The organism is Ferrovibrio sp., assembly GCF_025869515.1.
Lineage (GTDB): Bacteria > Pseudomonadota > Alphaproteobacteria > Ferrovibrionales > Ferrovibrionaceae > Ferrovibrio.
On the sequence record NZ_JAOZVR010000038.1, the window covers coordinates 45,576 to 62,887 of the forward strand.

The window sequence follows — 17,312 nt, forward strand, 5'->3', positions numbered from 1 at the left end:
CGGCGGGGCTGTCAATTGCCCGACCATGTTGCAGCAACCCTTCCCAGCACGGCGGCAAAATCCGTCGCCACGGAATGCGGATTGACCGCGATCATCAGATTCTCGGCCAGACCGAAATTCTCGACCATCCAGCCATCGGGATCGGCGTTGCCATCACCCGGCGTGCGCACAGCCAGCAGGGCCGCGGTCTCGCTCCACAGGAAAACCGGTTTGCCGAGCGCCTCGGCAAAGCCGATTTCCCAAGCGGTACCCGGATCCATGTTGGGGCCGCGGAAGGGCGAAATATTCGCCACCACGGCATCGCAGCAGCGGATCAGCCCGACATTGACCTGCTTGATGACGTCTGCCAGCGCGGCACCCTCAAGGTCAGCGGGCAAGGCATTGTCCACCGGCGTCAGCGGCTCGAAGCCAGCGGCGCGGCAGGCGGCCCGCATGGCATCGAAACGCATCGCCGCATCGGGTGCAAAGACATCGGGACCGGCGAGATAGAGTTTCAGGGCCATTATACGTTCACAGTGTCAGGCGCAGCTGCGGCGGTTCATCCACTTCTCCGGCCTCGGCTTCCTCGCCGAGCGAAGACAGCGTCACGCCAAGCAGGCGGATGCCCCGGGTCACCGGGAATAACGGCTGCATCAGGGTTTCGACGGTTTCCGCGATCTCGGCTTCGGAGGCCACCGGCTGCGGCAGCGTGCGGCTGCGGGTGATCTGCTGGAAATCGGCATATTTCACCTTCAACGTCACGGTCCGGCCGCGAATGCCAGCCTTTTCGCAATAGCGCCAGACCTTGGCGATGATTGGCTGCAGCTCGATCTCCGCCTCGCCGCTGTTGAACAGGTCGTCCGAAAAAGTGTTTTCGGCGCCGACCGATTTACGGATGCGGTCGGGTCGCACCCGTCGTTCATCGATACCGCGCGCAATCCAGTAGTAATGCGTGCCCGACTTGCCGAAATGCTGCTGCAGGAAGGGCAGCGGCTGCGCCCGCAGGTCGCGGCCGGTTTCGATGCCGAGCCGGTTCATCCTGGCCGAGGTGGCCGGGCCGATGCCATGGAAGCGGCCGACCGGCAGGTCTTCGACAAAGCCCGGCCCCATCTTCGGCGTGATGACAAACAGACCGTCGGGCTTGCGGTGATCTGAGGCCAGCTTGGCGAGGAATTTGTTGTAGGACACGCCGGCCGAGGCGGTCAGGTGGGTCACCGCCCTGATTTTGGCGCGGATTTCCTCGGCGATCTGGGTGGCCGAGTCGATGCCTTTCAGATTTTCGGTGACATCGAGATAGGCCTCGTCGAGCGACAGCGGCTCGATCAGGGGCGTGTATTCGGCGAAGATTTCCCGAATCTGCTGCGAGACCTGGCGATACACATCGAAACGCGGTCGCGCGAAAATCAGTTCGGGGCATTTGCGCCTGGCGGTGACCGACGGCATCGCCGAACGCACCCCGAATTTGCGTGCCTCGTAGCTGGCGGCGGCCACCACCCCGCGCTCGCGCGAGCCGCCGACCGCTACCGGCTTGCCGCGCAGGTCCGGATTGTCGCGCTGCTCGACCGAGGCATAGAAGGCATCCATGTCGATATGGATGATCTTGCGGATGCGCTGCCGGCCGTCATCCGCCTGTCCGGCGGCATCCGCATTGGCCGGCATCTCCACGATCTGCACAGGCGCGTCATTCATCCTGCGGTATGGATAGCGGGTTTATGCGCTCGGGTCACCCGCCGGCAGGTGCATTGCTGTCAATCCCCGGCAGCAGCGTTACTCGGCGCCGGGCGTGTTATGGGTGCGGTTGATGGCGAAAAAAGCAAAGAATACGGCAAAGACCGCCAGAGCCAGCCCGAAAGCCATCATCAGCGCATCCACCGCCTGCGATGCCATCACCAGGCCGAGCAGGCCGAGCAGAATCAGGAAGCCGCTCATCAGGATATAGCCGAAGGAATCGTCGTGTTTCATGGTTGTCTCCGTTCGCGCAGCCGCGCATCCGCATCATCGAAAAGCACCCGGGCACCCTCGGCATCCAGGTCGTTGAACTGTCCATTGCCGATCGCCCAGAGAAAAGCCCAGACGCCGATCAGGCCGAGCAGCAGGGCCGCCGGTATCAGCAGGAGAAGGATTGTCATGGCCGTGCCTTTCTTGCAGACAGCCCGAGCCGCACCGCATTCGCCACCACGACCAGCGACGACGACGACATGGCAACCGCGGCGATCAGCGGCGTGACCATCCCGGCAATCGCCAGCGGCACGGCGAACATATTATAGACCAGCGAGAAGCCGATATTCTGCCTGCACAGGCGCTGGCTCTGCTCAGCCACGCCGAGGAATTCCGGCACGGCGCCCAGTTTCTCGCCCTGGAAGACCGCATCGGCGACATTCTGCGTGATGTCCATGCCGGTGGCCGGCGACAGGGAGGCATCCGCAAAGCCCAGGGCGGCAGCATCGTTCAGACCATCGCCCACCATCAGGATACGGCGGCCCTGATCCTTCAGCGCCAGGATGAAATCGGCCTTGGCCTTCGGCGTCAGGCCGGCGCGCCAGTCGTCAATCCCCAAAGCGGTCGCCACTTCCGCCACCGCATCGGCGTGATCGCCGGACAGGATGACAAGGCGGCGGCCCTGATCGCGCAGCTGGCCGATCACGGCGGCGGCATCGCTGCGCAGGCTGTCGCGGAAACGGAACCGGTAGGGCAGCTGGCCGGGCCGGGCGAACCACAATTCGCTGCAGCCATCGCGCGCGCTGACCGGCACGCCGGCAAAGCCGGCATTGCCCAGACGATATTCGCCATCGGCGCCAGCCATCGACAGGCCCTGGCCCGGATGTTCCTGCACATGATCGGCCGGAACGGCATCCGGGCAGGCCGCCACCAGCGCGCGGCAGAGCGGATGCCGGCTGCGGGCCGCCATGGCGGCAACAACCGGCAGCAGGACCTGGCCGGTTGCATCCGGCGGCACCAGCCGCGGCTGGCCGATGGTGAGCGTGCCGGTCTTGTCGAAGATCACGGTATCGATGGCGGAGGCGCGTTCCAGCGCGGTGGCGGATTTGACCAGAATGCCGGAACGCATCAGGCGGCTGGAGGCGACCACCTGCACGGCCGGCACGGCGAGCGCCAGCGCACAGGGGCAGGTGATGATCAGCACCGCGGCGGCAATCAGGACCGCAGAGCGCCAGTCGGCATCGCCCAGCAGCATCCAGCCGGCAAAGCTGAGCAAAGCCGTGACATGCACCACCGGCGCATACCAGCGCGCCACCTGCTCAGCCAGGCGCACGAAGCGGCTGCGGCTTTGCTCGGCGGATTCCAGCAGGCGCGTCATCTCGCCGACCAGAGTGCCGGCGCCGACCGCGGTGGCCTGAACGGTGAGCGGTGCTTCGAGATTGGTGGCGCCGGCATAGACCATGGCGCCGGGTGCCACCGATTGCGGCAGGATTTCACCAGTCAGCAGGCTGGCATCGACCGACGACACACCTTCCTGCACCAGGCCATCGACGCCGATACGCTCGCCGGCGGCGACCAGGATGCGTTCGCCGGCGGCGACGCGGCTGGCCGGGCGCTGGATCACCCCAGCCGCAGTCAGCACAGCGACCGGACGATTGGTCCAGGCCAGTAACTGCTGCGCTGTGCGGCGGGCGAAGCCGCGGGCGCGCAGATCGAGGAAGCGGCCGACCAGCAGGAAGAACAGCAGGGTGATGGCGGCATCGAAATAGGCATGCGGGCCGGAGCGCATCACCTCGGCCATGCTGACCACCACGGCCAGCGTGACGCCGATCGAGATCGGCACATCCATATTGGTGCGGCCATGGCGCAGCGCATTGAACGCCGAGCGGAAGAACGGCCGGCCGGCATAGGCAATGGCCGGGATGGCAATCAGCGCTGAAATGCCATGGAACAGGTCGCGCGTGTAAACACCCATGCCATCGCCATGACCCGACCAGACCGAAACCGACAGCAGCATGATATTGGCGGCGGCAAAGCCAGCCACCGCCATGGCGCGCAGCAATTCGCGTTCCCCGGCGACGCCATCGGCCTGCACCGTCGATTCATCGACCGGCAGGCAGCGATAGCCGAGCCGCGTCACGATCTGCACGAAACGGCTGGCATCGGCGGCAGGGCCGGTCCATTCCATGGTCAGGCGGCGGGTGGCCGAGGAGAGCTGCGCGCTGGTCATGCCGGGCTGGGCCCGCAGGGCATGTTCGATCAGCCACAGGCAGGCGGCACACTGCATGTCGCCGACCAGCACCGAAAGCCGGCTGCGGCCATCCGGCAACGGCGTGACGAATTCGCTCCAGTCGACATCGGCATCGGCATCCGCCGCCACCGGTGCGGCGTTGCTGCGCAGCTGGTAATACTGCTCCAGTCCCAGGCCGCGGATCAGGGCATAGGCGGTGGAACAACCAGTGCAGCAGAATTCACCGGCTGCCGAGGGCGCGCCGCAATGCGGGCAGGCACCGGCAAGCGCCGGGCGTGCTGGCAATGCCTGCAGCGCCTGCGCCGTCATCACGGCACCCGGATACGATCGGCAGCCACGACATGGCGGCCGCTGCGTTCGGCGCGGACATGCATGTCCCAGATGCCGGGGCGCGGCAGCTGGAGGATCGCGGCGTAGGCACCGCCGCCGAGGTCGGTCAGCACCACATCGATCGTCTCAAGCTTTTCCACCGGACGTTCCAGGCTTGCCGTCACCGTCATGCCGCCGAGCGCCAGACCGGCCGCATCGGTCCAGTACACCTGGAGACCGAGCGCGCCATCCGGCCGCGGCTTCACTGTAATACGATGCTGCCAGTTGAGCTGACGCTGGGCGGCGATGTCCTGCTGGTTGGCGCTGTATTCGACCCCCTTCTTGTAGGGATTGGCCACCACCAGACCGCTGAAGGTCTTGCTGGCGGCGACGATCAGCACGGCATTCACACCAATGACCACCAGAAAGCCGAGCACAAAGAGGGCCGGAATCCAGCGTTGACGAAGGACGGATATGAACTGCATGGCCAACCTCACGCCGGACCGGAAAGCTGCGTGCGGATACGGATGACTTCACGGCCCGCCGCGTCACGCAGGACGAAATCGAATTGCTGCTGGCCGCGCGGAAGCTGACCGCGCGGCGCCGTGACGAAGACATGATACGATGTCACCACATCGGAAGGCACCGAAAAATCCAGCCCTGTATGGCGGCCGGTCTCGCCGGCCTGGAACAGCCGGGCATCCTTCACACCCTCGACAGTCAGACGCAGGTCGACCGGGCCGTGAGTCTTGTTTGTCACCTTGACGGTATAGCCGTTGCGGATGCTGCCATCGGACAGCGCCACATAGAGCGGCGCGCGATCCTGCTGCACGGCCATGACAAAATCGGCGCGATTGGTCAGCACATACAGCATGATGGCACCCACCACCAGAAGCAGTGAGGCGTAGATGATCGTGCGCAGCCGCACCAGTTTCTGCACGGTCGGCTGGCCCTTGGCGCGGCGCTGCAGGTTATCCAGCGACACAAAGTCGATCAGGCGTTCGGGCCGGTCGACCTTGCGCATCATGTCGTCGCAGGCATCGATGCACAGTGCGCAGCCGATGCATTCCAGCTGCTGGCCGTTGCGGATGTCGATGCCGGTGGGGCAGACATGCACGCAGGCCTGGCAGTCGATGCAGTCGCCGCGGCCTTCCCAGGTTTCGCCGGCCTTATGCTTGCCGCGCGTCTCGCCGCGCCAGCCCTGGTAGGTCACGACCAGGGAATGCTCGTCCTGCATGGCGGCCTGAAAACGCGGCCAAGGGCACATATAGGTGCAGACCTGCTCCCGCGCCCAGCCGGCCAGCACGTAGGTGGTGAGGGTGAACAGGCCGAAGAAGAAATAGGTGGCCATCGAGGCGCCGCCGGTGACGATTTCGCGCGTCACGGTCGGGGCATCCTGGAAATACATGATCCAGGCGCCGCCGGTGGCAGCCGAAACCACAAGCCAGAGCGTATGTTTGGCCGTCTTGCGCAGCAACTTGTCGGCCGACATCGGCTGGGCATCGCGCTTGATCCGCGCATTGCGGTCGCCCTCGGTCCAGCGCTCGACCGCCATGAACAGATCGGTCCATACCGTCTGCGGGCAGGTATAGCCGCACCAGACGCGGCCATACAGCGCGGTAGCCAGGAACAGGGCGATGGCGCCGAGGATCAGCAGGCCAGTGATGTAATAGACTTCCTGCGGCCAGATCTCGAGATTGAACAGATAGGCGCGCGGCCCGGCCATGTCGACCAGCAGTGCCTGGTTGGGTGCATTGGGACCGCGATCCCAGCGCAGCCAGGGCAGCAGATAGTAGAAAGCCAGGCAGAGCGTCAGGATCGCCCATTTGACCTGGCGGAAGGGTCCGCGCACGGCGCGCGGATAGACCTTTACATGATCGGCATAGAGCGACGGCGCGAAAACGCCAAGCAGTGCCTCATCGCGTGCGACGGGAGTGGCCTTGGCTGGGGCATCTGGCGGCATGGCATTCACATTGACCTCTTTTTTACTCTCCGCCACCCAGTGAATGTACGTAGACCGCCAGCATCTTGATCGTCGCGTCGTCCAGCCGTCCGGTCCAGGACGGCATTACGCCATTGCGCGATTGCGCGATGGTGCGGATCAGCGTGTTGCGATCACCGCCATAGAGCCAGATCTTGTCGGTCAGGTTCGGTGCGCCGAGCTCGCGATTGCCTTTGGCGTTATCGCCGTGGCAGACCGCGCAATTGTCCTTGTAGAGTGTCGCAGCATGCGGATTGACGGGCTTCGATTCCGACACAGCAACGACGTAGTCAGCCACCGTCTCGATGTCCTTCTGAGGCAGGATGCCATCGGCGAGGAAGCGTGGCATCTGTGACTGGCGCGTCTCGTCATGCGCGCCGCGGACGCCGAAGCGGATCGTGCGCTCGATATCGGCCAGGCTGCCGCCCCAGAGCCAGTCGTCATCGGCCAGGCTCGGATAACCCCTGGTCCCGATGCCACCCGACTGGTGGCAGCCGGCACAGTTCTCGGCGAAGAGTACGCGACCGCCGGAGACGGAGAATTGATAGAGATCGGAATCGGCCTTGACCTGTTCGACGGAAGTCTCGCGGATTTTCGTGCGATAGACCGCCTGGCTGTCGGCCGCCTGCTGCAGGTTGGCAGCGACCTCGTCGCGCTGGCTGTAGCCGAGCGTGCCGCCGAAATAGGAGCGCAGACCGGGCACGCTCGGGTAGAGCACTGACCAGACCACCGCGAACACAATGCAGGCGTAGAACACATACAGCCACCATTTCGGCAGCGGGTTGTTCAGCTCGCGGATGCCGTCCCATTCATGGCCGGTGGTGCCAACAGTATCGTCGTTCGAGGTATTGGGGAGCTTGGCCATTGTCAGTTGTCCTTGGCCGCGGGGTTATGCGGATCGAGCAGGGGGATTTCGCCGCGTTTCGTCCACAGGTCGCGGCGCGAGGGCCACATCGTCCAGACGATGAGGCCGACGAAGAGGGTGAAGAACCAGACGGTCCAGAGCGACCGCAGCCAGGGATAACTTTCGAGAAGCGTCGTCATTCTGACCTCACTGCCGCAAGCCGCCGGGCTGCGTGCGATCGAATTCAACCAGCCGGCCCAGCATCTGCAGATAGGCGACCAGCGCATCCATTTCGGTCACGCGCGGATTGCCGTCGAAATCGCCGAGCGCCGCCTTCGGATAGCGGGCCAGCACGCCATCGGTATCGGCATCGGGCTCGGCCTGAGCGGTGAAATCCGCCTTGGCAGAGGCAATCATCTCGTCCGAATAGGGCACGCCCACCAGGCGCAGGGCCTTCAGGTGATCGGCAATATCGGAGGGATCGACCGGCTTCTGCGCCAGGAAGGCATAGGGCGGCATGATCGACTGCGGCACCACGGCACGCGGATCAACCAAATGCGCGACATGCCATTCATTCGAATACTTGCCGCCGACGCGGGCGAGATCGGGTCCGGTACGCTTGGAGCCCCACTGGAAGGGATGGTCGTACATGCTTTCCGCCGCCAGGCTGTAATGGCCGTAGCGTTCCACCTCGTCGCGCAGCGGCCGGATCTGCTGGCTGTGACAGAGATAGCAGCCTTCACGGATGTAGATGTTGCGGCCGGCCAGCTCGAGCGGCGAATAGGGCCGCATGCCCTGTACGCGCTCGATCGTGGTTTCGATGGTGAAGAGCGGCACAATTTCGACCAGGCCGCCGATCGCCACGGTAACCAGTGTGAGTACCGCCAGCAGGATGGTGTTGCGTTCAATGGTTGCGTGCTTGATGAACATCGGAGGCCTCGATCACACTGCCGGCTGCGGACGCGCCAGGGTCGGCAGGCTGTCCTCGTTACGAAGATCGCCGCGCGCCGTGCGCCACAGGTTGTAGACCATGATCAGGGCACCGGTGAGGAAGAGCACACCGCCCAGAGCACGAATGACGTAGAATGGATGCATGGCTTCCACCGTCTCGATGAAGGAATACTGCAGGAAGCCGAGGTGATCGTAGGCACGCCACATCAGGCCCTGCATGATGCCCGACACCCACATGGCGGTGATGTAGAGCAGGATGCCGATAGTCGCGACCCAGAAATGTACCGAGACCAGCTTGATGGAATACAGCCGCTGGCGATTCCACAGCACCGGCACGATGTAATACAGCATGCCGAAGGTGATGAAGGCATTCCAGCCGAGTGCGCCGGAATGCACATGGCCGATGGTCCAGTCGGTATAATGGCTGAGGGCGTTGACCTGGCGGATCGACATCACCGGACCCTCGAAGGTGGACATGCCGTAGAAGGCAACCGCGGTGACCGAGAAGCGCAGCGCCGGATCGGTGCGCAGCTTGTCCCAGGCGCCCGACAGCGTCATCAGGCCGTTGATCATGCCGCCCCAGGACGGCATCCACAGCATGACCGAGAAGACCATGCCCAGCGTCGACGCCCAGTCGGGCAGCGCGGTGTAGTGCAGGTGATGCGGGCCGGCCCAGATGTAGAGGAAGATCAGCGACCAGAAATGCACGATCGACAGGCGATAGGAATAGATCGGCCGCTCCGCCTGCTTCGGGATGAAGTAATACATCATCCCGAGGAAGCCGGCCGTCAGGAAGAAGCCGACCGCGTTATGGCCGTACCACCATTGCGTCAACGCATCCTGCACACCGGCGAAAAGCGAATAGCTCTTGGTCCCGACCAGCGAGACCGGTATCGCCAGATTATTGACGATATGCAGCATCGCCACGGTGATGATGAAGGAGAGATAGAACCAGTTGGCGACATAGATATGCGGCTCTTCGCGCCGAAGCAGGGTGCCGGTATAGGCGACCAGATAGACTACCCAGACCAGCGTCAGCCACAGATCGACATACCATTCCGGCTCGGCATATTCCTTGCTCTGGGTGATGCCGAACAGATATCCGGTCGCCGCCAGCACGATAAACAGCTGATAGCCGAAGAACAGGAACCAGCCGACGGGCTCGCCGCCGAACAGGCGCGCGCGGCAGGTACGCTGCACGATATAGATCGAGGATCCGAGCAGGGCATTGCCGCCGAAGGCGAAGATCGCCGCCGAGGTATGCAGCGGGCGCAGGCGACCGAAGGTGGTCCATTCCAGGCCCAGATTGAGCACCGGAAAGGCCAGCTGGAGGGCGATGTAAACGCCGGCAGCAAAGGCCGCGACGCCCCAGAAGATTGTTGCGATCACAAAGGCGCGGACAACGCTTTCGATGTAAGGCTCGACCTTGTGATCTGCATATGGGCGGTTTGCATATGGCTGGCTGGCGGCTAGTGCCGACATGGGGGGCTCCCGAAACTGAATGCGACCTGAATGGCCGTGCAGGTGCAGCATGCAAGTTCGGCGGATTGCGACATTGACCCAAGTCAATTGAGCGATGCACAGTCCGTGCAATAAGGTCGAAGTGGTGTGACCTATTGCCGCAGAAAGGTCCCTTAATGACCTCCGATACCGATATCCGCACGAGCAGCCCGGGCATGAAGACCCCAAGCGTGAACACGGTTGCGCATGACCAGCCCTGGGTCTGGCTGCAGCGCGGCTGGCGCGATCTCGCCGCGACGCCGAAAGTCAGCCTCGCCTATGGCTGCGGCATTGTGGCCGCGAGCTGGATTCTGTTCGAACTGCTATGGGTGGCGGACTGGACCTGGCTGGTGCTGCCGATGGCGGGCGGCTTCCTGCTGCTCGCCCCGGTGATGGCCGTCGGCCTGTATGAGGCGAGCCGGCGGCTGGAAGCCGGCCAGCCCGTGGTCCTGGGCGAAGTCCTGCGCGTGTTCCTGCACCGGCCGCAGATCATGGTCTTCGGCGTCGTGCTGCTGCTGCTGCATTTCGCCTGGATGCGCACGGCGATGCTGTGGTTCGTGCTGTATTTCCACCAGGGTACGCCGCCGCTGTCGCAGATTCCGGTCTATATGCTGGATCCCAACAACCTGCCCTTCCTGGTGATCGGGACGGCGATGGGGGCCGGCTTTGCCTTCATCACTTTCGCGGTCTCGGCGGTTTCGCTGCCTTTGATGATGGATCGCCAGATCGATGTGATTTCCGCCATCCTGATCAGCCTGCGCGCGATCTGGGCCAACCCCAGGGCCATGCTGCTCTGGGCCGGGCTGATCGCCGGCTGCACCTTCGTTGGCTTGGCCACTTTCTTTTTCGGTCTGGGACTCCTGTTCCCGCTGGTTGGCCATGCCACCTGGCATGCCTATCGCGACCTGGTGGACTGACCCGGCCCTAGCCGATCAGCCACCGCGCTGCCAGCAGAACCAGTACCGCCGCGTTGAAAACCAGCACCGCCGGCAGCAGGGCCTTCATCGCCCGTTGCCAGCGCTGCCCGGCGGCGGCCCCGAGAAATCCGACCACCATAAGTCCCGGCGCCGTGCCGAGCGCAAACAGCGCCATGCCGGTGGCGCCGCTCTGCCAGTTGCCGCTCGCACCGGCCAGCAGCAGGGCGGAATACAATAATCCGCAGGGCAGAAATCCCAGTGCCAGGCCAAGGGCATAGCCGTTCAGGCCGGTCGGCTGGCGGAACAGCGGACCGAGACCGGCCCGCCACCATTGGCGAGCCGTCGTGGCGAACTGCAAGGCCCCGGTCGACACCATCTGCGTGGTCGCAAACGCCAGCAGCAGGCCGGCGCCGACGACCAGGCCCAGGGCGGGCAGATAGCCATGCAGCGTGAGCTGCTGGGCACCACCGGCCATACCGGCAGCCGCGGCGCCCAATATTGCATAAGTCGTTGTTCTTCCTGCATGATAAGGCAATAACGCCATGCCGCGCAAGCGGGCGAAACCGGTGGCTTGCGCCACCGGCATGGTCGACAGCCGGCTGCCGACCTGGCCCAGGACAAAAGGCCCGCACATGCCAGAACAATGCACGGCGCCGCCGGCCAGTCCGAGCAGCAGCATGCCAAGCGGATGCGTGACCGGCAGCCAGTCGCTGATGAGGCCGCCATGCAGGGCTGACGAACAGGCCGCCAGAATATCCGCCCAGGTATCTGCCATGCCGGGCACTATGCGCAGGGCAATAGCGAGCCTCCTTGATCCGGATCAACGCCGGAACGTGCCAGCCCAGTAAACTTTCCATTATGACTTCGCAAACCCAGGACAGCAGCCCCCCGATCGGCACCGCAGCGGTTTCGGCCATGCTGGTGATCGAAAAGGCGCTATCGCCAGCCGAGGCCGGACTCTCGCCGCTCGACCGGCTGGTGGGCATGCGAATGATCCTGCAGGCTTTCTGCGCCGTTATCCGGTCGCTGTCGAATGCCTCGCCTGCCCTGTTCCGGGCGCTGGCACCGGGTATCGCAAGCTTTCTGTCGCATGATTTCATCAACATCGTGACCGAGGAGCAGGAGGGTCTGCTGGTCTACCTGCGGCGGCGCCTGATGCTGGGCGACGATCTGGACACGCTGATCAACCACCTGCATGACGAGCACCGGCAGGACTGCGAACAGGCCCGCATGCTGGGCGGGCGCTGCCGCGAATTCGCCACCGGCACCGATGTCGACTGGCCCGACCTGCTCGAGGCGCTTTCGGCCTTCGCCGAACAGCAGCGCCGTCACCTGACCTGGGAAGATGCGACAATTTTACCCATCGCGCGCGCGCGGCTGCAGGCCGATGATCTCGACCGTTGGGATATTGAAATGGGCCGGCGTTATCACTTGGTAACCTGCGCGGCCCATTGATTTCAGCTCCCCGCTGATTGCAATACCATGGTGCGGTCAACTGCATACAGAAAGACATTTGCCATGGCTGAAATCCATACTCTGCCGCGCTCGGCGGGCGTGCATGCCGCGGTCTTCCCGAAACTGCTCGATCCCTGCGATACCTGCACGGCCCGCAGCCTGACAATCTGCGCATCGCTCGCCGCCGAGGACCAGGCGAAGATGGGCGCGCTGGTGACGACCATGAGCCTGCAGCCGCGTCAGATTCTGTTCAATGAAGGCGACAACGCCGAGTATGTCTACAACATCACCAGCGGCAGCCTGTCGATCGCGAAATCGATGTCCGATGGGCGGCGCCAGATCGCCGGCTTCCTCGGCGCCGGCGACTTTCTCGGCTTCAATACCAAAAGCACTTACACGGTCAGCGCCGAAGCGCTGATCGAAACCCATCTCTGCCGGTTTCCGCGGCTCGCCTTCCGCAAGCTGCTGGCCGAGACGCCCTGCCTGGAACATCGCCTGCTGGCCGTGGCCGAAAGCGAAATCGCCGCCGCGCAGGAGCAGATCCTGCTGCTCGGCCGCAAGACGGCGATGGAACGCATCGCGTCTTTCCTGCTGCTGCAATCGGCCCGCATGAAGGCCCGCGGCATGGCCGACAACCCGGTGCTGCTGCCGATGACCCGCGCCGAAGTCGGTGACTATCTGGGTCTGACCATCGAAACGGTCAGCCGCTGCTTCACCAAGCTGCGCAAACTGGACGTGATCGGCCTGCCGGCGCCTGACCGCGTGCTGATCAAGCAGGCCGAGCGACTCAAGGCACTGTCGGAAGCGGCCTGAGCGGCCGCTCCCGCCGCATCAGTTCGACAGCAATACGGGTACGGTCATGCTGTCCAGCAGCGTGGCGGTGACTCCGCCGAACACCGTCTCGCGCAGGCGGCTGTGGCCATAGGCCCCCATCACCAGAAGATCCGCACTGTTATCGGCCAGCGCAGAGAGCAGAACGTCGCCGACCGGCATGCCGCCAGCCGTGGTGTGCCGGGCCTTGGCCGTGATGCCGAAATGCTCCAGATGCCTGACCAGTGCGGTGGCGCTCTCGGTCTGCTCCGGCTCCGGGTCGATGCTCAGCACGGTGACGGATTTGGCAAGCTTCAGCATCGGCAGCGCATCATGCACCGCGCGGGCGGCCTCGCGCGTGCCATTCCAGGCGATCATCACGGTATCGCCCGGATGCGGGTAGCTGCCGATATAAGGCACGACAAGAACCGGACGTCCGAGCGCCAAGGCCAGATCGGCCGGCAGCGCATCGACGCCAGGATTGTCGGCCCCCAGCCGATCGCGATCCGGATCGGGCTGGCCAACGACGACGAGATCGAATGTCGTGCCGAATCGCGTCAGGGCATCAATCGGTGCGGCCTCGGAAACCGTCCAGTCCACCGAGATACCGGCAGCGCGCGCGTCCTGCTCGAATTGCTGCTTCGTCTTTTCGGCTTCGAGGCGTGCGTCATCGACCTGCTGCTGGAAAAAGCTGGGCGGCACATAATCGCCCATATAGTAGAGCTGGCTCGGAAAAGGCAGCGTATAGACCGCCATCACCCTGGCGTTGAATCGTTTGGCCAGCGCCAGCGCCGTGGCGGCCTTTTCCTTCGACCGCTTGTCAGCGGTGAGATGCAGCAGGATATCGCAATATTGCATGTCGCTCTCCTCATATGTTGTAATCACGATAGCGGCCGCAGCAGCCAGCCGGCATTGAGGCAAGTCAAAAACGCCACGCGTTTCCCCACCCGCATAAAAGCGACGGCGGTTTGACATCGATCAAGGCTACTATCGGCAGGGTCCGGTTCACTGGCCGCTACAGCCAAGTGGAGCCATCATGACCCTGTTCCTTGTCCATCTAGAACTCGCCCGCGAGAAAGGCCACCCCGATGGCAGTGCTTTGCATGGCTATGACATCGTCGCGCCGCTCGGTCCGGATGGACATCTCGATGCGGCGGCGTGGAAGCAGAACCGCAGCCGTTGCACAGTGCGACGCTTCTGGTACGGCGAAGACGATCAGAAGGGCGAACTGATCCACACCCGCGGTGGCCGCTGGGCCCTGTCCTACGACCCGACCACCGATGAAGACGACGAAGCCATGTTCCGCATGGACAGTCACATCATCCGCAAGGGCGAATACATTTCCATCACCGAACCGGGCAATCAGCGGCATACCTTCCGGATCGTAAGCATAACGGCTGTCTGACCGGCCATACAGGGAGCAGCGACATGACCTATAAGGACATCCTGGTTTACGCAGATGCCTCTCCGGCCGCCGCCGCACGGCTGGATGTCGCAGCGCTGCTCGCCACCGCATTCGAGGCGCATCTCGTTGCCCTACATGTCGATACGCGGCCTTACACCCCTGCGGATGTCCTGGGCACCGGCATCGGCGCCAGTGTGTTGCAGTGGCAGAAACAGGTCCGCCAGGAACGGGCCGAGGCGGCCGAGCGTCTGGTGAAGGACGCCGCGCAGCGCAATGGCATCGCCTTCGAATGGCGCCGCGTCGAAGGAGAGATCGGCGCGACCATCCTGGATCACGGCCGCTACCACGATCTGATCGTACTGTCGCAGGACGGCAGCCTCACCGACCTGGATGCTCCGATCGAGCCGTTCGCTGGCAGCATCGTGGTCTCAGCCGGACGCCCGGTGGTTGTCGTGCCGCGGCAGTATAAGGCCAGGAGCTGCGGCAAGCGCGTTCTGGTAGCCTGGAAACCGACCGCCGAGGCGGCACGGGCCGTGCACGATGCCTTGCCGGTTCTGCAAAAGGCCGATGCCGTCACCGTCATGCGCATCAACCCGGATCCCGAAGAGCCCGCGCACAATCCCGGTTTCGATCTGGCGGCCCATCTGGCCCGCCATGGCGTGAAGGTGACGGTGACGCCCATCCTTGCAGCTGACATGGATGCCGGCAGCCTGATCGCGTCCTGCGCCAGCGAGCTGGAGGCGGACCTGATCGTGATGGGCGCCTATGGCCATTCGCGCCTGCGCGAACTGGTTTTCGGCGGCGCCACCCGCCATATGCTCGGGGCGCCCGTGGTCCCGGTGCTGATGTCGCGCTGACCCGACCGATACGGCGCAATTTTTGCCGGCCGCATCTGGCCATTGGGCCCGGCCGCGGTCCATAACACCGGGATGAGCAGCCCGGGCACCGCTTCTTCCCATATCGCCATCATCGGCGGCGGCCCGGCCGGCCTGATGGCGGCCGAGATCCTGGCGCAGGCCGGCATGGCGGTTAGCCTGTTCGAGCGCATGCCGAGCGTCGGCCGCAAACTGCTGATGGCCGGCCGTGGCGGACTGAACATCACGCATTCCGAGCCGATCGAACAGTTTCGCACGCGCTACGGTGCCGCCACCGACTGGATGGCGCCACATCTGGCGGCCTTTCCCCCTGCCGCCCTGATCGCCTGGTGCGCGGCACTCGGCCAGCAGACTTTCATCGGCAGCAGTGGCCGGGTGTTTCCGCAGGCGATGAAGGCAAGCCCGCTGTTGCGCGCCTGGCTGACGCGGCTGGATGGTTTCGGCGTTCGGATCGCGACCCGCATGGACTGGACCGGCTGGAATGCCGCAGGCGCCCTCGCCTTCGCCGATGGCAGCAGCTGCAATGCCGATGCCACGGTGCTGGCGCTGGGCGGCGCGTCCTGGCCACGGCTCGGCGCCGATGGCGGCTGGACGGCATTGTTGCCCGATATTGCCATGACGCCGCTGCAGCCGGCGAATTGCGGCTTCAAGGTCGACTGGTCGGATATTTTCCGTCGCCAGCATGCCGGCGCGCCGTTGAAGCGCATTGCGCTGCATTTTGCCGGCCAGACCCTGCGCGGCGAGGCCGTGATCACCGCCGAGGGTATCGAAGGTGGCGCGATCTATGCCCTGTCGGCCCGGCTGCGCGAAACCATTGCGCACGACGGCGCGGCCCTGCTGCAGATCGACCTGCGCCCGGACCTCAGTGTCGAAGAACTGGCCGAACGGCTCGACGAGCCACGGCGCGGCGCCTCGCTGTCGAATTTCCTGCGCAAGCGGATCGGCCTGCCGCCGGTGGCCATCGGCCTGGTGCAGGAGGCGCTGCATGCCGGCGACACCGCGCCGCTTGCACACCTGGTCAAAGCACTGCCGCTGCGGCTGACCGCGCCCTTCGGTCTGGCGCGTGCGATCTCCACCGCCGGCGGCATTGCGCTCGATGAACTCGACGCGCATCTGATGCTGCGCCGCCGGCCCGGCATCTTCGTCGCCGGCGAGATGCTGGACTGGGAGGCGCCGACCGGCGGCTATCTGCTGCAGGGTTGCCTGGCCACCGGTGCCGCCGCCGGGCATGGCGTGCTGCACTGGCTGCAGAGCAGGCAGGGCCTCTAGGACTTCTTCACCCGCGTCACCAGTTGGGTCGGATTGACGAAGCGCAGCGCGATCAGCAGCCAGATCAGTGTGGTGGCCATATAGATCACCGCCATGGCGTCGATCGACTGCCCCGCCCGCACGCCGGCGGCATAGACAGCATAATACAGCGCCACCACCAGCGTCTGGCTGCTCGGACCCGCCGTGAAGAAGGTGAGTTCGAACATCGCAATCGTGCGCACCAGCACCATCAGCAGGGCAGCCAGGATGCCGGGCGCCAGCATGGGGACCAGCACATGCACGAAGAGTTGCCGCGGGCTGGCGCCAAAAACACGGGCGGCGGCTTCGACGCGCGGATCGATCTGCTCGATGAAGGGGATCATCACCAGGATCACGAAAGGCACGGTCGGCACCAGGTTGGCGAGGATCACGCCGGCAATCGAACTGCCGAGGCCGAGCTGGTACAGCAGCGTCGCCAGCGGAATGCCGAAGGTGATCGGCGGCACCAGCAACGGCAGCAGGATCAGCAGCATCACCAGCCGCTTGCCGGGAAACTCGCGCCGCGCCAGCGCATAGGCGCCGAGCACGCCGAGCAGACCCGACAGCAGCACGACGGCGCCCACCACCTGGAAGGTGACGATCAGGATGTCATCGAGCTGGAATTCGAGCCAGGCCGAGGCATACCATTTGGTGGTGAAACCCGCCGGCAGCCAGGTGTTGAACCAGCGCGTGCCGAAGGAATTGACCACCACGCTGGCAATCATGGCCAGCAGGTTGACGATGAAAAACCCGACCAGCACCCAGATCGAGGTGGTCCACAGCCGCAGCGCGAGGGGATTCCTGTCCATG

General features: G+C 64.4%; 20 protein-coding genes. 6 read left to right on the forward strand and 14 right to left on the reverse strand.

Annotation, left to right across the window (positions count from 1 at the left end; all coding sequences use genetic code 11):
• Positions 1 to 11: 11 nt before the first annotated feature.
• From OJJ21_RS05320 to ccoN, 11 genes are all read right to left on the reverse strand, one after another.
• A complete protein-coding gene (locus OJJ21_RS05320) occupies positions 12 to 503 on the reverse strand; it encodes a nucleoside 2-deoxyribosyltransferase (RefSeq protein WP_297683880.1) in 492 nt (163 codons plus the stop codon).
• A gap of 7 nt (positions 504 to 510) precedes the next feature.
• Positions 511 to 1,638, reverse strand: coding sequence for a DNA polymerase IV (gene dinB / locus OJJ21_RS05325; protein WP_297683941.1), 1,128 nt, complete (start codon positions 1,636 to 1,638; stop codon positions 511 to 513).
• A gap of 108 nt (positions 1,639 to 1,746) precedes the next feature.
• On the reverse strand, positions 1,747 to 1,941 hold the full coding sequence (locus OJJ21_RS05330; RefSeq protein WP_297683882.1) for a hypothetical protein: 195 nt from the start codon (positions 1,939 to 1,941) through the stop codon (positions 1,747 to 1,749).
• Positions 1,938 to 2,108, reverse strand: a complete 171-nt coding sequence (ccoS, locus tag OJJ21_RS05335; protein WP_297683884.1) for a cbb3-type cytochrome oxidase assembly protein CcoS — start codon at positions 2,106 to 2,108, stop codon at positions 1,938 to 1,940. Before ccoS ends, OJJ21_RS05330 begins: the two co-directional genes overlap by 4 nt.
• On the reverse strand, positions 2,105 to 4,477 hold the full coding sequence (locus OJJ21_RS05340; protein WP_297683886.1) for a heavy metal translocating P-type ATPase metal-binding domain-containing protein: 2,373 nt from the start codon (positions 4,475 to 4,477) through the stop codon (positions 2,105 to 2,107). The genes ccoS and OJJ21_RS05340 overlap by 4 nt, the downstream gene beginning before the upstream one ends.
• Positions 4,477 to 4,962, reverse strand: coding sequence for a FixH family protein (locus tag OJJ21_RS05345; RefSeq protein WP_297683888.1), 486 nt, complete (start codon positions 4,960 to 4,962; stop codon positions 4,477 to 4,479). The genes OJJ21_RS05340 and OJJ21_RS05345 overlap by 1 nt, the downstream gene beginning before the upstream one ends.
• Before the next feature lie 8 nt (positions 4,963 to 4,970).
• A complete protein-coding gene (gene ccoG, locus OJJ21_RS05350) occupies positions 4,971 to 6,440 on the reverse strand; it encodes a cytochrome c oxidase accessory protein CcoG (RefSeq protein ID WP_297683890.1) in 1,470 nt (489 codons plus the stop codon).
• Positions 6,441 to 6,462: 22 nt separating this feature from the next.
• Positions 6,463 to 7,323, reverse strand: a complete 861-nt coding sequence (ccoP, locus tag OJJ21_RS05355; RefSeq protein WP_297683892.1) for a cytochrome-c oxidase, cbb3-type subunit III — start codon at positions 7,321 to 7,323, stop codon at positions 6,463 to 6,465.
• Positions 7,324 to 7,325: 2 nt separating this feature from the next.
• The gene (locus OJJ21_RS05360; protein ID WP_297683894.1) at positions 7,326 to 7,502 is read right to left on the reverse strand and encodes a cbb3-type cytochrome c oxidase subunit 3; all 177 of its coding nucleotides are present in this window, start codon (positions 7,500 to 7,502) and stop codon (positions 7,326 to 7,328) included.
• Positions 7,503 to 7,509: 7 nt separating this feature from the next.
• The gene (gene ccoO / locus OJJ21_RS05365; protein ID WP_297683896.1) at positions 7,510 to 8,232 is read right to left on the reverse strand and encodes a cytochrome-c oxidase, cbb3-type subunit II; all 723 of its coding nucleotides are present in this window, start codon (positions 8,230 to 8,232) and stop codon (positions 7,510 to 7,512) included.
• Between the two features lie 12 nt (positions 8,233 to 8,244).
• Complete coding sequence (ccoN, locus tag OJJ21_RS05370; protein WP_297683898.1) at positions 8,245 to 9,735, reverse strand: cytochrome-c oxidase, cbb3-type subunit I; 1,491 nt, start codon at positions 9,733 to 9,735, stop codon at positions 8,245 to 8,247.
• A 194-nt stretch (positions 9,736 to 9,929) separates the two neighbouring features.
• Between ccoN and OJJ21_RS05375 the strand changes: the two genes are divergently transcribed.
• Positions 9,930 to 10,670: a DUF2189 domain-containing protein gene (locus tag OJJ21_RS05375; RefSeq protein WP_297683900.1), complete on the forward strand. Its 741-nt coding sequence runs from the start codon at positions 9,930 to 9,932 to the stop codon at positions 10,668 to 10,670.
• Between the two features lie 7 nt (positions 10,671 to 10,677).
• On the opposite strand, the gene OJJ21_RS05380 is transcribed toward OJJ21_RS05375, so the two are convergent.
• On the reverse strand, positions 10,678 to 11,445 hold the full coding sequence (locus OJJ21_RS05380) for a sulfite exporter TauE/SafE family protein (RefSeq protein WP_297683902.1): 768 nt from the start codon (positions 11,443 to 11,445) through the stop codon (positions 10,678 to 10,680).
• A gap of 83 nt (positions 11,446 to 11,528) precedes the next feature.
• Between OJJ21_RS05380 and OJJ21_RS05385 the strand changes: the two genes are divergently transcribed.
• Together OJJ21_RS05385 and OJJ21_RS05390 are read left to right on the forward strand one after the other, a co-directional pair.
• Positions 11,529 to 12,125 carry a hypothetical protein gene (locus tag OJJ21_RS05385; RefSeq protein ID WP_297683904.1) on the forward strand — a complete coding sequence of 199 codons (597 nt, stop codon included), beginning with the start codon at positions 11,529 to 11,531 and terminating at the stop codon, positions 12,123 to 12,125.
• 63 nt (positions 12,126 to 12,188) lie between these two features.
• Positions 12,189 to 12,938 carry a cyclic nucleotide-binding domain-containing protein gene (locus tag OJJ21_RS05390; protein WP_297683907.1) on the forward strand — a complete coding sequence of 250 codons (750 nt, stop codon included), beginning with the start codon at positions 12,189 to 12,191 and terminating at the stop codon, positions 12,936 to 12,938.
• An 18-nt stretch (positions 12,939 to 12,956) separates the two neighbouring features.
• Here OJJ21_RS05390 and OJJ21_RS05395 read toward each other — a convergent pair whose 3' ends face one another.
• Positions 12,957 to 13,793 carry a universal stress protein gene (locus OJJ21_RS05395; RefSeq protein ID WP_297683909.1) on the reverse strand — a complete coding sequence of 279 codons (837 nt, stop codon included), beginning with the start codon at positions 13,791 to 13,793 and terminating at the stop codon, positions 12,957 to 12,959.
• Between the two features lie 178 nt (positions 13,794 to 13,971).
• Between OJJ21_RS05395 and OJJ21_RS05400 the strand changes: the two genes are divergently transcribed.
• The 3 genes from OJJ21_RS05400 (at position 13,972) to OJJ21_RS05410 (ending at position 16,484) form a co-directional block, all read left to right on the forward strand.
• Entirely contained in the window at positions 13,972 to 14,340 is a 369-nt protein-coding gene (locus tag OJJ21_RS05400) for a hypothetical protein (protein ID WP_297683911.1), read from the forward strand.
• Between the two features lie 23 nt (positions 14,341 to 14,363).
• Complete coding sequence (locus OJJ21_RS05405; RefSeq protein WP_297683913.1) at positions 14,364 to 15,197, forward strand: universal stress protein; 834 nt, start codon at positions 14,364 to 14,366, stop codon at positions 15,195 to 15,197.
• Positions 15,198 to 15,269: 72 nt separating this feature from the next.
• A complete protein-coding gene (locus tag OJJ21_RS05410; RefSeq protein WP_297683915.1) occupies positions 15,270 to 16,484 on the forward strand; it encodes a TIGR03862 family flavoprotein in 1,215 nt (404 codons plus the stop codon).
• On the opposite strand, the gene OJJ21_RS05415 is transcribed toward OJJ21_RS05410, so the two are convergent.
• Positions 16,481 to 17,311, reverse strand: coding sequence for an ABC transporter permease subunit (locus OJJ21_RS05415; protein WP_297683917.1), 831 nt, complete (start codon positions 17,309 to 17,311; stop codon positions 16,481 to 16,483). The two genes, OJJ21_RS05410 and OJJ21_RS05415, sit on opposite strands and share 4 nt — an antisense overlap.
• Position 17,312: the final 1 nt, after the last annotated feature.